Source organism: Hydrogeniiclostridium mannosilyticum, assembly GCF_003268275.1.
Classification (GTDB): Bacteria; Bacillota; Clostridia; order Oscillospirales; family Acutalibacteraceae; genus Hydrogeniiclostridium; species Hydrogeniiclostridium mannosilyticum.
In genome coordinates this window covers 250,580-264,536 of the sequence record NZ_QLYR01000002.1, presented here as the reverse complement: position 1 = coordinate 264,536, position 13,957 = coordinate 250,580, and the positions used below count along the sequence as shown (strand labels likewise).

General features: G+C 45.4%; 13 protein-coding genes and 2 pseudogenes. 4 read left to right on the top strand and 11 right to left on the bottom strand.

The genetic code is table 11. The features are described 5' to 3' along the window. Positions 1 to 337: 337 nt before the first annotated feature. Positions 338 to 1,369: an SGNH/GDSL hydrolase family protein gene (locus tag DPQ25_RS06110; protein WP_112332275.1), complete on the top strand. Its 1,032-nt coding sequence runs from the start codon at positions 338 to 340 to the stop codon at positions 1,367 to 1,369. Between the two features lie 171 nt (positions 1,370 to 1,540). Here the strand turns inward: DPQ25_RS06110 and DPQ25_RS06105 are convergent, their stop codons facing one another. Further along, positions 1,541 to 2,608 (bottom strand): lysylphosphatidylglycerol synthase transmembrane domain-containing protein, encoded by a 1,068-nt coding sequence (locus tag DPQ25_RS06105; RefSeq protein ID WP_112332274.1) that lies wholly within the window; start codon positions 2,606 to 2,608, stop codon positions 1,541 to 1,543. 239 nt (positions 2,609 to 2,847) lie between these two features. Between DPQ25_RS06105 and DPQ25_RS06100 the strand changes: the two genes are divergently transcribed. From DPQ25_RS06100 to DPQ25_RS06090, 3 genes are read left to right on the top strand one after another with little or no spacing between them, the layout of a single operon-like run. Then, on the top strand, positions 2,848 to 3,045 hold the full coding sequence (locus tag DPQ25_RS06100; protein WP_242978242.1) for a spore coat associated protein CotJA: 198 nt from the start codon (positions 2,848 to 2,850) through the stop codon (positions 3,043 to 3,045). Next, positions 3,042 to 3,308: a spore coat protein CotJB gene (locus tag DPQ25_RS06095; protein WP_112332273.1), complete on the top strand. Its 267-nt coding sequence runs from the start codon at positions 3,042 to 3,044 to the stop codon at positions 3,306 to 3,308. Before DPQ25_RS06100 ends, DPQ25_RS06095 begins: the two co-directional genes overlap by 4 nt. Then, positions 3,308 to 3,907, top strand: coding sequence for a manganese catalase family protein (locus DPQ25_RS06090; RefSeq protein ID WP_112332272.1), 600 nt, complete (start codon positions 3,308 to 3,310; stop codon positions 3,905 to 3,907). The genes DPQ25_RS06095 and DPQ25_RS06090 overlap by 1 nt, the downstream gene beginning before the upstream one ends. A gap of 413 nt (positions 3,908 to 4,320) precedes the next feature. Here DPQ25_RS06090 and DPQ25_RS06085 read toward each other — a convergent pair. From DPQ25_RS06085 to DPQ25_RS06035, 10 genes and pseudogenes are all read right to left on the bottom strand, one after another. Continuing rightward, a pseudogene (locus DPQ25_RS06085) lies at positions 4,321 to 5,165 on the bottom strand (DegV family protein). A gap of 11 nt (positions 5,166 to 5,176) precedes the next feature. Next, the gene (locus DPQ25_RS06075) at positions 5,177 to 5,686 is read right to left on the bottom strand and encodes a MarR family winged helix-turn-helix transcriptional regulator (RefSeq protein ID WP_177576866.1); all 510 of its coding nucleotides are present in this window, start codon (positions 5,684 to 5,686) and stop codon (positions 5,177 to 5,179) included. Positions 5,687 to 5,903: 217 nt separating this feature from the next. Beyond that, a complete protein-coding gene (locus tag DPQ25_RS06070) occupies positions 5,904 to 7,676 on the bottom strand; it encodes a recombinase family protein (protein WP_112332268.1) in 1,773 nt (590 codons plus the stop codon). Between the two features lie 60 nt (positions 7,677 to 7,736). Then, positions 7,737 to 7,904: an SHOCT domain-containing protein gene (locus DPQ25_RS15035; protein WP_112332267.1), complete on the bottom strand. Its 168-nt coding sequence runs from the start codon at positions 7,902 to 7,904 to the stop codon at positions 7,737 to 7,739. Positions 7,905 to 8,285: 381 nt separating this feature from the next. Then, a pseudogene (locus DPQ25_RS15385) lies at positions 8,286 to 8,445 on the bottom strand (helix-turn-helix domain-containing protein). Between the two features lie 67 nt (positions 8,446 to 8,512). Beyond that, the gene (locus DPQ25_RS06055) at positions 8,513 to 8,944 is read right to left on the bottom strand and encodes an RNA polymerase sigma factor (protein ID WP_112332266.1); all 432 of its coding nucleotides are present in this window, start codon (positions 8,942 to 8,944) and stop codon (positions 8,513 to 8,515) included. 494 nt (positions 8,945 to 9,438) lie between these two features. Next, the gene (locus DPQ25_RS06050) at positions 9,439 to 10,701 is read right to left on the bottom strand and encodes an ABC transporter permease subunit (protein ID WP_112332265.1); all 1,263 of its coding nucleotides are present in this window, start codon (positions 10,699 to 10,701) and stop codon (positions 9,439 to 9,441) included. A gap of 18 nt (positions 10,702 to 10,719) precedes the next feature. Then, a complete protein-coding gene (locus tag DPQ25_RS06045) occupies positions 10,720 to 11,820 on the bottom strand; it encodes an MFS transporter (RefSeq protein ID WP_112332264.1) in 1,101 nt (366 codons plus the stop codon). Then, positions 11,798 to 12,544, bottom strand: coding sequence for an ABC transporter ATP-binding protein (locus DPQ25_RS06040; RefSeq protein WP_112332263.1), 747 nt, complete (start codon positions 12,542 to 12,544; stop codon positions 11,798 to 11,800). The genes DPQ25_RS06045 and DPQ25_RS06040 overlap by 23 nt, the downstream gene beginning before the upstream one ends. A 6-nt stretch (positions 12,545 to 12,550) precedes the next feature. Then, positions 12,551 to 13,888 (bottom strand): hypothetical protein, encoded by a 1,338-nt coding sequence (locus tag DPQ25_RS06035; protein ID WP_112332262.1) that lies wholly within the window; start codon positions 13,886 to 13,888, stop codon positions 12,551 to 12,553. Positions 13,889 to 13,957 lie beyond the last annotated feature (69 nt).

The window sequence follows — 13,957 nt, the reverse complement described above, 5'->3', positions numbered from 1 at the left end:
AACTCTTAAATAGATTATATAAAAAATTGCAGAAAAAATGATGAATATTTCATGAAGCTTCCCCCTAAAAATAAATTTTACCCGGTATGGCGAAGCCCTTTATGCTTTTAGCAATCTGAAAACCGGTCCTCTGCCACCATCAGAAGGCGGAGGGGCACACATGCTGCGTCAGTTTTTCGCGAACCCCTCTATGAAAAATTAAAAAACAGTTCATCCATTTTCTGCCCATCTCACTATTATAGAATCAAGCGGCACAGTCTTTTTATTGCATAAAAACACCGACCGCAAAAATCAAGCCCTTCTTTAATAAAAAATAAGATTAAAAGGAGCAGAAACTATGTCGAAAATACAGACCATTCTGGTTGCGGGAGACTCCCATACCTGGGGGCAGGGCTCCGGCGGCGAGCTGGAGCTTGATTCCCCAGTCAACGGCGAACTGCGTCCCCTGACCTTTACCTGCCCGAGCTATGTAAATCTCCTGCGGCAGCGCATCGGTGAGCTTACTGGCTCTTTAGCAATAGAATATCAAGGCAAAGCCCTGTCCGACCTGTGCGAAGGAAACCGCCGCGGCCAAAGCGCGCTATTGGACGAAGGTCACCGGCTTGTGCTCCCCGCCAACGCGGAGCTCTATCGCATATGCTTCCAAGGGCAGACTGAATCCTCCCGTGCCGAAATCTATTTGGACGGGATAGGCCGCCTTGAGATTGACCTGACCATGCCGGTCTCCGCCCATATGTACCGATTTATTCCCTTGCTCTGTGAGGACGGTCCGAAAAGCCTGGAAATTCGCTGCCGCTCCGGCTCAGTTCTGATCTACCGCATAGAAGCCTATCGCGGCCCCTATGCACTGATTAATGCCGGAATCGGCAGCTGTCCGCTAAACCGCTATCTGACACCCGAGGTATGGGATTCCTGGATTACTCCCTGGCAGCCCGCAGTGGTGATTGCGGAAGGCAACACCATCAACGACTGGCTCACCCGCGAATCCCCTGCTGAATACGGTAGCCTGCTCACCCGGGAGCTGGAGATGATCCGCAGCCTAGGGGCACGCCCCTACCTCCACACTGTTTCCCCCATTCTTGGGGAACAGGCTGAACCCCACAGCCCTTACTTGTACCCGGAGATGGTGGACACCGTGCGAAAGGTCGCTGCTGTGGAAGGCGTTCCTCTTGCAGATACCAACCGCAGTATGGAGCAGTTTCTTTCCGGACTGCCGGAACAGGAGCGGCCCTCTGCTCTATTCTGTGACCCATGGCATCCCAATCCCCGCGGGCATATGTTATATGCGCAGGCACTTTTTGAGCTTTTGACCGCCGATTTTCTTTTTTCAAGCCCTGCAGGCTTCCGCGAAAACCAGCGGGACCCTTAATGCTTCCAAAATACGCCTAAGCAAAAGGGTTCGGAATTTCTCAACAGCCCCCACCTTGCTTTTAAAATTGGACTGCCTCCTAGCGGCGGGCCGTTCAGTATATAACATCTTGCCAAAATCAAAAACCGGCTTGCCGATAAAAGCAAGCCGGTTTTGCTTGTTGTACTTTGGTTATTCGCCGGCGGCCGGTTCAGCCTCTGCCGGTTTACCGCGCCGAACGCTGTACTTGCGGTCGCCCCAATAGCAGAACGCCACGCCGAATAAAATATTGAAATAATAGGAGATGGTGCGCCACAAAAACAGAGCCGGGGCAATATAAAGCTTCCCAAAAAAGCTGCCGAAAAATAGGTAAAAGCTGACCTCGGCTCCTGCTGAAGCACCGGGAAGGGGGACAAACGCCGACACCATATTGACAAAAACCTGTGCGGAAATCATCACAAAGGCAGACTCTCCAGACAAGTTAAAGCTACGATAGAGGAAATAGGTAATCAAGCTGTTGACCGTCATTTGCACGACCGTCAGCAGGCCGGTGGACAGGTACAGCCTCCAGGAGCGCCCCAGCATCTTGGAGCTGCCGTGAAACATGGCCAATTGAGAATGGATGCCATGGTACCTTTTCAACGGCCTTTTGCAGAGCTTCAGCCGGTAGAGCCAGCGAATGCCGAAGCGCAAAATCTTATCCGTCATTTTTTCACTGAGGATAAATAAAAAGATGGCGCTGATAAACAGTACATTGCTGATTAGACCAATGACTGTTAAAAAGGAAAAATCCGTTATATTGGCCTGAAAAAAGCGGACCTGTGTGACGACTACGACCAGCGAATACAGTACCATAACGACCTGGTAAACCAGAGATTTCATGGCGATGACGGCCCCGGCCTTACCGACATCCATCCCCATTTTACCCATATAATAGATCTGCATGGGCTGCCCGCCGGTAGAAAACGGCGTGAGCGCACTGTATAGATAGCCTGTCATACCAACGGAAAAAGAACGGCCGTAAGTCCATTTTTTATCTACCCGCCGGCAGAATATTCCCTGCACGAAGCCTTCCAGCAGCCAGGTGCCCACTGCGGCGCACAGAGCAAGCGCAAACCAATGCACCTGCAAATTCTGCATAATCTCTCCAAAACGTGCAAGACCGTCATTTGAGAGCAAAAAACCGGTCATAACCACCAAGGCCAGTCCAATGGAAATAATTGCAAATAGATTCTTTTTTATTTTTGATCGAATTGACATAACGACTCCCTAAGTTGTTTGATATCCAGACTTTTAATCGGGAAAAGTAGAAGCAATAAGCTATGCAAAGCTTATTGTACCTTATTTTACGGTATTATACAAGCAAAAAATTCCGGCTCCGAAGCCCCTGCACGGCTTCCCCGTGCAACGCCTCGCCACCGTCACAGGAAAAAGCCCTGATTCATACTATAACATAAGGGAAACACTCCCGCTTAAACAAACCTGAAAGGAGAATTATCATGATGGAGAAAATGGATTACCCGTCATGCGACCTGCGTGACCCCACTCCGCTCCCTGCTAATCCAGTACCCACCATGGCCTATGTTCCTTACCAACAATATAATTCGGTATACCAGCCCGAAAAGGGACTTGACCAGGGCACGATTTTCCCGGAGCTTGACAAACCTTTTTACGGCAGAAGGGGGGCGCCGAGATGACCGAACAGGAACGCCTTTTCCGGCGCATCAGCGCCTTCCGCTTTTCAATGTGGGAACTCCATATGTTCCTGGATACCCACCCTAACAACTGTGATGCCGCCAAAAAGCTGGAAGAATACCGCCTGAAAACAGACGAGCTCACTAAAAAATACGAGGCCGAATTCGGCCCGCTGAACGAGACCAGCTCCCAAACCAGCCGCTGGGCGTGGATCAGCGGCCCGTGGCCCTGGGAAAACGGCACAGAAATGGACGGTGATCTTTAATGTGGGTCTATGAGAAAAAGCTGCAATACCCTGTCAACATCAAAAACCCTAACCCGGCGCTTGCAAAGCTGATTATATCACAATATGGCGGACCTCACGGTGAGCTCGGCGCCTCTCTTCGCTATCTTTCCCAGCGATACAGCATGCCATACCCCGAGCTGAAAGCCATCCTGACCGATATTGGTACCGAAGAGCTGGCACATTTAGAAATGATCGGCACCATTGTTTACCAGCTGACGCGGAATTTAACGCCGGAAGAAATAAAAAAGGCCGGCTTCGACGACTATTTTATCGACCACACAACCGGCGTTTACCCGGCTGCGGCCAGCGGTTCCCCCTTTACCGCAGCTTATATCGGTGTGACCGGCGACACCATCGCGGATCTGAACGAGGACCTCAGCGCAGAACAAAAAGCGCGTGTCACGTATGACAACATCCTCCGTTTTTGTGACGACCCTGATGTCAAGGACCCGATTCGTTTCCTGCGCGCACGCGAAATTGTCCATTACCAGCGTTTCGGCGAGGGCTTGAGAATCGCAACCGACCGCTTGGATTCCAATAATTTCTACGCCTTTAACCCCTCTTTTGATAAAAAGTAGCTAAAGACAAAAGGACAATGCCGGGCAAATAGCAACGGTACTCCGCATAGGTAGCGGGCCACGGGGAGGCGGCAGGCTTTTCAAAAGCCGCCTCCCCGTGCTTTTTATAAATGAGCCGGCCTAAGCTTTAAGCAAAATTCTATTCTTTTCAGTTTATTCTGTTTTTGTTCGCGTAATATTCTGAATTTCTTCATGTATTTTTCATATTTTACCGGTATTATAAGATTGTTCCCAAAAGGGAACCCTCAAAACAGCTTACAAGTATGCTTTTTCATAAATTTCTTCCTTCTATAAAAGAGACGCAGCCATGCGTCTCTTTTATATTTTGAAAACCGGCGCCGCATGGAAAAATCCTGTACCGCGCCGGTTTTTGATCTTTTATAATAAGGAGCCCGGGCTTTGTCCGGCAGCACCTATTTTTTCTGAATATAAGCAATACCTACACAGCCGCGGCCGGCATAAGCCCCGACCACCGGGCCAATATCGAAATGCTTGAGCCGGCTGAGCCCAAAGGCCACCTTCAGCCGCAGTGTAAAGGCTTCTAAAAGCTTCGGGCACTGCGTAGAGCCAATGCACGGCGCATAGGTTTGGTCAATCGGTTCCGCGCGGAGCGTCTCCACAATCCAATCATAAGCGGCAAAATTTCCGCGCACCTTTTTTGCTACGGTGATGATGCCGTCCTGAATACGCAAAACAGGCTTCATTTGCAGGATTGTTCCTACAATCGCCGCCGTCGCCGAAAGCCGCCCGCCCTTTTGCAGGTACTTTAAGGTCTCCAGCGCAACATAGACAACCAGCTGCTGCTTCAGCTGGTTCAGCTTTTCCTCGATTTGCGCCGCAGAGACGCCTGCATCGCGCATTTTGACAGCCTCACGAATAAGCAGGCTCAGGCCGAACGAGGCGGAGCCTGAATCGACTAGGCGAATGCTGCGGCGGGGAAACGTATTGCGTGCAATACTGGCCGACTGGAAGGTCCCGCTCAAATGCTGAGAGATAAAAATCCCCAGAATCTCCGCCCCGGGGTCCCGGTCCAGTATTTCTTTAAACGCCTCCATAAAAACGCCGGCAGGGGCCTGGCTGGTGGTGGGAATTTCTGTACAGCCATCCAGCTTTGTGAAAAACTCCTCGGAGGTCAGGTCAATGCGTCCCGGTACTCCTTCCCATCGATGGAAACGGTAAGCGGGACAACGGTTACCCCCAAGCTTTCAGCCTCTGCGGGGGTAAGGTCGCTTGTGCTGTCTGTGATAATTGTCAACATATTGTTCTCTCCTAAATGATGTCCAAATTTTTGAAAGGCTGCGCCGCCGCAGCCGGCTGTTCCCGCACGGCAGGCGTTACGGAAGAGAAATAATCGGCCAGCACCCGCAGCGCTTCGTCTAGCACGGCAAGCTGCTCCGGATTCAGCCGCTCCATAACAGCCCGCACCATCTCCTCGTGGAACCTGCGGTGCTCCAGAAAAGGCTGCTCGCTCAGGGCTGTGGGCTCAAGCCAGACCTGACGCCGGTCCCTCCCCTTTTTTACCCTTTTTACAAAGCCTTTTTTCTCTAACGTTTTTACCGCGGTGGTCAATGTCCCCATTGTAACGCCTAATTTTCGGGAAATTTCACCCATTGTGTTGTTCTTCTCCGCTTTCAGGCTGTATGCGGCATCGATTACATGAAACTCATAAATGGAAAGAATGCCCTCGCCATAAAGAGAGAGCGCCTTTTCCTCCTGGCGCAGCAGGGTATTAAAATTCTCTATCAGGAATTGATTTAAATTTCTTGAGATCGCCTGCAAATCCATCCTCCTCGCCCATTAAAATCCAATATTGCAAACTCAAGTCCTTGTAATTTGAAATTCAAACAATTTTATTATACGCCGCCGCATGGTTATTTGTCCAGTAAATCCTACCGGATTATTGAGCGGACTGTAAATTTATGATGGCCAGGGGGAGGCAAATCCGATTGGAATCCAGCGCCCGCGGCGGTACGCTTAAGCATGAGGCCCGGCCTGCTCAGGGACAAGCAGCGCCACGCACTCCACATGTGTCGTTACTATAATGGGAACACGTTGATTTTGCCTCGTCGGTTGAATGGGAACACAAATTGTCGCTTCGCTTTGTTGCCTTGCCGTTTTTTCTCGGTGGCTTATAAGTCGTACCGTCAACGCTGTTCTTAAAGCCTGTTTTGTAAATAAAGGTTAGCATAGCAGGGTCTTTGTTACCATCTTCATCATACCCGCCAACGATCACTTTTTCAACTATGCTTTCAAAAACATAGCGATCAAATGTGTCAAGCACTTCATTTTGTTCAAGCGTCTTCCTAAATTCAGAAATGCGACGCTTCATAGTGCTTTCGGTTTCTGCCGCTTCTTCCAACCCTCGCCGGGTGTCTTTTAACTGCTCTATCTGCTCCGATAGTACGAGATATTTTTCTTCATAAGTTGCCTTGTCAATAATTTCATCTAGGTGCATATCAACAAGTTTTGTACGTTTGGCTTCAAGAACTTTAATATCCTTGTCGGTTTTAGCTAACTGCTTTCCAGCGTTGGTAGCGGATAGGGCTTCCTCTGTTCGGGCTATAAATTCGTCCAACACATCTTTATTATTTTGACAAAGCAAACGGTAGGATTCAATAAAAGCCTGTTCTATTGTTTCCTCTGCAATACCTTTACTATCAGGGCAAAACTTTTTGCCCTTTTTGGTCGCTGTTACACATTGCCAAATAATTTTGTTATACTGTGAGCCGCTATGCCAACTTCGCCTTGTGAGAGTACCACCGCAAAAGCCACATTCAAGCAAACAGCTAAACGCATATTTTCGGCTAAATTTTTCACGTTTACCATCAGTACCTAATCGGCGCGGCTTTGCTCGGCGTTTCAGTATCTCTTGTGCAGCGTCAAAAACTTCTTCGGAAATAATTGCCTCATGGTGGTCGCGGATATAGAATTGATCTTCCTCTCCAAAGTTATCTAAACGACGTTTTGAAATCGGGTCGAGCGTAAAGGTTTTCCCCATCAAAATATCGCCTTTGTACTTTTCATTTTTGATAATGCCAATTACCGTAGTTTCAGCCCATGTCGTGCTGCCACGTTTGGTTTTATAACCTAAATTCTGTAATTCTTGCGCTATTACAGAACCGCCCGCACCCTCAATATAACGCTTAAAGATATACCGCACAATCTCGGCTTCTTTTTCGTTTATGGTAATCGTTTTGTCCTCTGGGTGATAGTCATATCCCAAACAACCTTGAAATCCCACTAATTCGCCGCGCTGCATTTTCATTTTTAATCCCTTTTTGACGTTAGCAGAAATATTTTCAACTTCTTGCTGTGCGACAGAACTTAAAATGACAAGCAACAATTCGCCGTCCATAGTTAGGGTATTTATATTTTCTTCCTCAAAAAATACAGCTATCCCTTTTTCTTTGAGCATACGCACATACTTCAACGTATCAAGGGTATTTCTTGCAAATCGGGAAATGGATTTTGTAACGATTAAATCAATGTCGCCATTCATACAGTCGTTAATTAAGTGTTGGAAATCTTCGCGCTTTGTTACTTGCGTACCCGTTATTGCTTCGTCTGCATAAATTCCAGCTAAAGACCACTCCGAATTGTTTTTAATTAAGTCGGTGTAATATTGTACTTGGGATTTATAGCTGTTAATCTGATCTTCGCTGTCTGTGCTTACACGGCAATATGCAGCTACTCGCAACCTTTTTGTTAGATTAGTCTTTGCACGAGATGATAGTGTATTACGCGCTTTTATAATCTCAACATCTTTCATTTGCCGCCCTCCTTTTTGTATTCCTATTATAGCGTATTATACAATAAAAAGGTGAACAATTCAAGATGTTAAGTCGGAACTTACTTTATAATCTTTCATAAGGCGATTTTTGATAAGGGAATACTCCTTTTCCGTTATCAGCTTCCTTTCAAGCAACTGCTTCAAAAAGGCAAGCTGCATACTATATCTTAATAAGTCAGCTTTTTTCAAAGAATATCCCCCTTTCATTTTTTATCAATAGGCTTTCATCGGACGGTTGTTAGCACAACCTCGCGGGAATTTCACCCCTGCTTGTTCAAAGCAGCTTTACCCATTGCCTGCGACGCTTTTAACGCTCGGACTGTGGCTGTAAAGACTTGTCTACCCTTAATGCGTGTCGTCGCCCGCAAGCCGCTACACTTGCTCCCCGTTGTGGTAGTGATCGCTCGACTTTTCCCCGTAGGGGAAAAGCGTCGTGGCGTACCCACCGTATGGCTCGGCGCAAAAAGGACGTATCCGATTTGCCCTATACTGCGCCGCCGTTATCTTGCCGCGCTTTCTTTTTCAAGGAGCAAAAAACAAGGTTTTATTGAGTATGCAAGCGGAAAGGGGGAACGCCCGCATATACTCTCAATCTAACTTGTAATTCAGAACAACCCGCATGAGCTTTGCTTGCAGCCGTTCCCGCATATCCTCGTCAATCCCGTAATAGGTGTCCGTATTCGTCGCGTACCTTTCGGGTAGACAAATAGGCTATGTAACCCGCGTAGTGCTGCACAACAATACTCATTGCGCTGGGGTCGCCTTTTGTTGCGGCTAATATGACCGGGTAGGGCAATAAGACGCGTTCATCGTTGTTACAATTCGTCCCATTCATCGGCGCGTTCCTCCAAATAGCGTTTTAGAAGCTCAAAAGAGCTTGTCCGTCGATACTGTACTGTGCTGCGGGGTATTTTTATAAGCTCCGCGATCTCAACGTCATTCATGCCAAAGAAATAGTACAGCGAAACAGCTTGACGCTTTTCCTCCGGTAATGCGCGTAGTGCTTCGGCAAGCAGTTTAGGCGTTATCCATTTTCCCGCCACTTGAAAGCCCTTCTCCTCTGCGAAATAGTGGTCGTAGGTATAAAGCTGGTTTTCTTCCTGCGGCGTTAGTTCCGAAAAAACGACTTCGTGCTTCCTGCGTGTCCGGCTTTCCCGGAAAGCGTCAATCGCTTCATTTTTCAATACTTTTTTATAAAAGCCATTGAAAGTGCAGCGTTTCTGCCATTCGGTGCGATTTGATTCCATGTTCTCACCCCCTTTCGTACCCAGGGGGCGGGTTTTTCTTCCCCTTTCGCAAACCCTTGACGGACGTGGGAGAACGTATGCCAATCGAGAGAAAATTGAAATTGAAAGAATAATAAAAAATGCCCGTCCGCAAGGCGCGAACGGGCGCAAAGGAATTATTAGCGATAATTAGATGTTCTGACAGTTCACATACATAGCCGGAATATCCCGTTGTAGGGCGAAGGCTTTTTTTGACAAATTAGAAAATGTCGTATTTTGTCGGACATAAAGAAACACGGCGGTACCTCCACGATACCGCCGTGTTCTTAAAAAAGGACGACTTTAATAAACCCTCCGCAAGTCCATTTTTTCAAAAGGAAAACGGCGGCTTGAATTTGTTATTTCAAAACCGCCACTTCCGATCTACAACCGTACTTTTGCCGACAAGCGGCGATTAGTCTTTCATGTTTTACCAGTAATCGCACAGCGCGAATAGTCAATAAAACCAATTTGCTTCAATACGTCATCATTTTTTTCTTTATGAAAGGACAAATGAAGCAAATACTTGATACCGCTGCTCCCGTATATAACATACAAATAATAAACTTGCCGGAATCGGTAAATGACGTACCCGCCTGTGCAAGCGGTAGCAGGCTAAAATACTGTGTTAAATTGATTCCCATAAAAGAAAGAATAATAGGAGCCGCCAATAAAAATATGGATAAGAGCATAGAAATCAAGCTGTTTTTATTGACAGATGATATGAGTAAAACAATCGCTGTGTTACTGATGATTGCCAATAACCTTAGTCCGAATAAAATAGCCGTATATCCCCATATCGGCAACCAGCCCGGTAAAACGGAAAACATAGGAATACTCGCAATAGAAGCGTTCCACTGGTTTAATCCGTAAACCTCATTTATCGAAAAAAACTCTAATCCCTGCGCTATCCCTGTAATACTAATTCCGACAACAAAACTCAAAACAACCTTACAGCGAATCGTATAAGAACGCCCTTTTGGAAGTGTACGAATCAATTTCACGGTATTGTTTTTGAGTTCCATAGAAAAGACGTTAAAAAAGCATAGTGCGCAAAAAATCACAAGGGCAAGAAAAGTTATTTGACTGCCCTTATATAAAATTTGATAGCCAGAATCGTAAACAAATGAGCCGCCGCCCTGTTGTGTGAGATGATTGTAATACTGCATGATACGCTGGAAAGCGTTTTGCTTCATTAAAATAGATTGATAGGGTTGCTCGTATTGCACACGCTGGATTTCCGTAATTTTGTTCTCTTGATATAACTGTTCGATACGGGTTATCTCCGCCTGCGCGTCGGCTAAATTTTGCTGCTCCGCTTGTAGATAGGATTCTTTTTCCGGCGTCAATTCGCCTGATAAAATTTGCATATAGTTTTTATAATAAAGTTCGTCTGTGGATAAATACACATTCTGCTGTGCTAACTTTGGAAAAATGAGCAGGGCAAAAACAAGAATGAGAACAATTCCTTTATTCACAATAAGCAGTTTATATGCTTCCTGTACCCAAACCGACGCGGCAGGAGTGCCGCGCAATTTGGGAAATCTCTTGCGTATTTTCTGAACAAGGGGCATACCTACTTGATAATTTTTTTTCTTGACATAGACAAAAACCGTAGCCGCCAGCAATAAAACACTGAATAAAGCGAATAGTACCCAAACGGAAGCAGGTGCAGAAACCGGCGCGCCAAACACATCAATCGTAGAATAGGTGGAGTAAAATGTATTTGTCTGTATCATAGAAAAAACATTGAAAATTCATAACAGGCAGTAGGGGGACAACGGTTCGATTCCAAAATAGAAAAAGGCTTCGATTCCCAATAGAGCCGTAGTTACGAATCCCACAGTGCTAACCCGTTCAAATAAAATGGAAGTCAGTAAAACACTCATACTAAAAATCGTGTAAACAAACCATTTTGTGAACAAGAAAATGACGAAATAGCCGATTATGGAAATCGGATAGGGACAGCCGATAAAAGCAGTAATAGACTGTATGGGGCGGGCAAAGTTATCTATACCAAAGGTAAAAAAACAGTAAATAAAATTGCTACCCCAAAATAACACGGTGAAAAATCCTGACGAAACGATTAGTACGACTATTTTTGAAACAATCGTTTTCCCGCGTCCGTTCGGCATAGAACGAATGAGAGAAAATAATCCCTTTTGTTTTTCGTCAAAAATCGAAACTGCGGCAAAGAGCAATAATAATAGCAAAAGAATCAAATCTGTTGCGATACTGTCTGTTGTAGATAAAAAGCCCTTCGACTGTCCGGGCGAAACAACAACATTGTCTAACTGCTGGTACTGCTTTGCCGTTTGCTTCATAGATTCTTGCTCGTAAGAATCTACGCTTGAATCCCCAAAAATAGAAATGCTAGATAAAATTTCCGCTTTTTCACTGACGCTTGACAAAAAGACTTCATATTCTTCCCTCGTGACGGAATCTGCGCCTATTTTATCCCACAAAGTTTTTTCTTCTTCAATGGAATTTGCGTATTGCAAAGTAACCCCGTTTTGATATTCCTCACGGTAGTTTTCTAAGTTTGGATTTTCTTCTTTTAGGCGGGTGATCTGTGTTTCACCAAGTTCACCCATTCCCGCCTTTATTAAGTCAATTTGTTCGAGCGCATACAAAGCAGAAGCCCGTTCTTGCTGTTTCTCAATAAAATCTGCCCTTTCGTCGGGAGTTAAATCCTGTAATTCTTCTGCAACTTTTTGATAGGCGGAAACAGGAACAGAGCAATCGCTACTTGCGTACCACAACAAAAGAATGTTGATAACGAGCAAACCGAAAACACAGGTAAGCAAAAAAGGCTTTTTCCATACCTTTGCAGTTTCACAGCGTAGAATGGAGAGCATACTGATTCACCTCGTTTTCAAAAAAGCGAAGATAAACATCTTCCATGCTGCCGCCGGGACAATACTGCAATATCAAATTTTGGGGCGTATTGTACGCTGCTAAACTTCCTTTTTTCAGTAACATAATTTGATTTGCAATCGTTTCTATATCGGAAACAACGTGCGTGGCAATTAAAACAATGCGTTCTTTCCCTAATTCGGTAAATAAATTGCGGGTACGCACCCGTTCGTATGGGTCAAGCCCTGCGGTTGGTTCGTCAAATATGAGCAATTCGGGATTTCCCATAATTGCCTGTGCGATCAAAATACGTTGTTTCATTCCACCGGAATAAGCCCCCAGTAATTTATCTAATTCATCCCCCAGATTTACCAAATGGGAAACCCGTTCAATCTCGCGCGGAACTGTTTTTTTCGGCAGACCTTTGAGGGCTGCAACATAAGCTAAAAAACGCCGCCCGGTAAATTCATGATAAAGTCCTTGTTGCTGCGGCATATACCCAAGCACTTTTCGATAACTCCGTCCTAATCTTGAAATCGGCTGCCCGTTCCATAAAATTTTGCCGGAATCTGCTGTTAAATTATCGGTTAATAGATTCATCAACGTGGATTTTCCCGCGCCGTTTGGCCCAAGCAGCGCATATATGCCATTTTCTAAAGTAAAGCTAATGGAAGTTAGCGCCTTTTTGCCTTTATAACTTTTTGAAAGATTTTCAGCTACCAGCATAGGCTTTTACCTCTCTGAAATTTCTTTATATTCCACATGGCTGTTTTGATAATCGGATTTCGCAATGAGCGCATAATAACGCTTCGTAGTTGTATAGGACGGGAAGTGATGTTCCGTACCATTTTCATCAATCATAACGGAATCTTTTTCATCACGTATGCGGTCGCAACGATAGTTTACCAAGTAATCGTTACCAGCTTCGGCAAGAATGGAAACGGGTTCGGCTCCCGGTTCGTTCGTCATAAGCTGAATAGGTGCATATTCTTTGTTTTCTAAATCATAGCGATACGCCGCCGCTTTGTTTTCGTTATCCCGCGTTTCAAAATACAACTGCCCGTCATAGCATTGTTTTAGTGCCGGGGTCGCTGTAAGCCCCATCACAACAGGCTCGGCGGTCTTGTTTTCTAAATTGAGCGACATAATGTTGTTTTTATGGATAAAAAATAATTGTTTGCCATATCGGACGCTGTTCCATAACTCTGCTCCCGGCTCTGCTGTATAAAGCAAGGTGCTTGTTTGTGTATCTGGGCGAAACAGTACGATACGTGTTTTTTGATTTGCAAGAGCTTTGTCAATTTCTTCAGGCTCCGTGACATCTTGCGGAAGTTCGTCCGTTTCGGAAAGAATAAAACCGTCTTGATAACCAGCTAATAAACTGCGGTTCTGCATTTCCAATATATTTGTGCTTTTACCACTTGTCAGGTTCAAACAGGTTAGGGAATCGACAGATTTACCAAGTTCGACAACTCCATCTTCGTTCGGCTCGGAAGCCCCTATGCTTTGTGTTTGAAAGTATAAATTATTTCCGTCCGTGTAGGGCGTAATATACCGGTCAAACTGTGTTCCTGATTCTGCCGTAAAAATTACGTCCCGATTTTCTCCGTCTAAATCCATTCGGTAAATGGCAGGCGGATTCCCATTTGAAAAAAATGCCGAACCGCCCATATAAAAAAGATACAGTTCGCGGTCGGTACAATAAACAGCATAGTCGTTTGAAACGCTGCTGCTGTTCTGAAAACTGTTACCTCCTGCGAGATAGGACGTACAGGCCGAGTTATTGTGTTCGCAATTCGGTTTGGAACACAAAAAGACTTTTTGCTTTGTTTGATAGTCGATATAGACTAAATTAAAATTCTGATCGTTGGATTGTTCCACCAGATAATAACCTTTGTCATTACCGCTTTTTAACGGCTGTATTTCCCCGTTTTCTCCCGGCTGCTCTACTTGTTGCTGTGTTAAACTGCTGTTTTCTATATCGTCCGGTTGTTTCTGTTTCTGATTTTGACAGCCCATCGTACAAAGTATAAGGAATAAAATGACTACAAAAGAAAGTGCTTTTTTCATAGATTCACGACCTTTCGTCCTAAATATATCATGTGTATCTGGAGTATATATGAAGAACGAGGTATGATT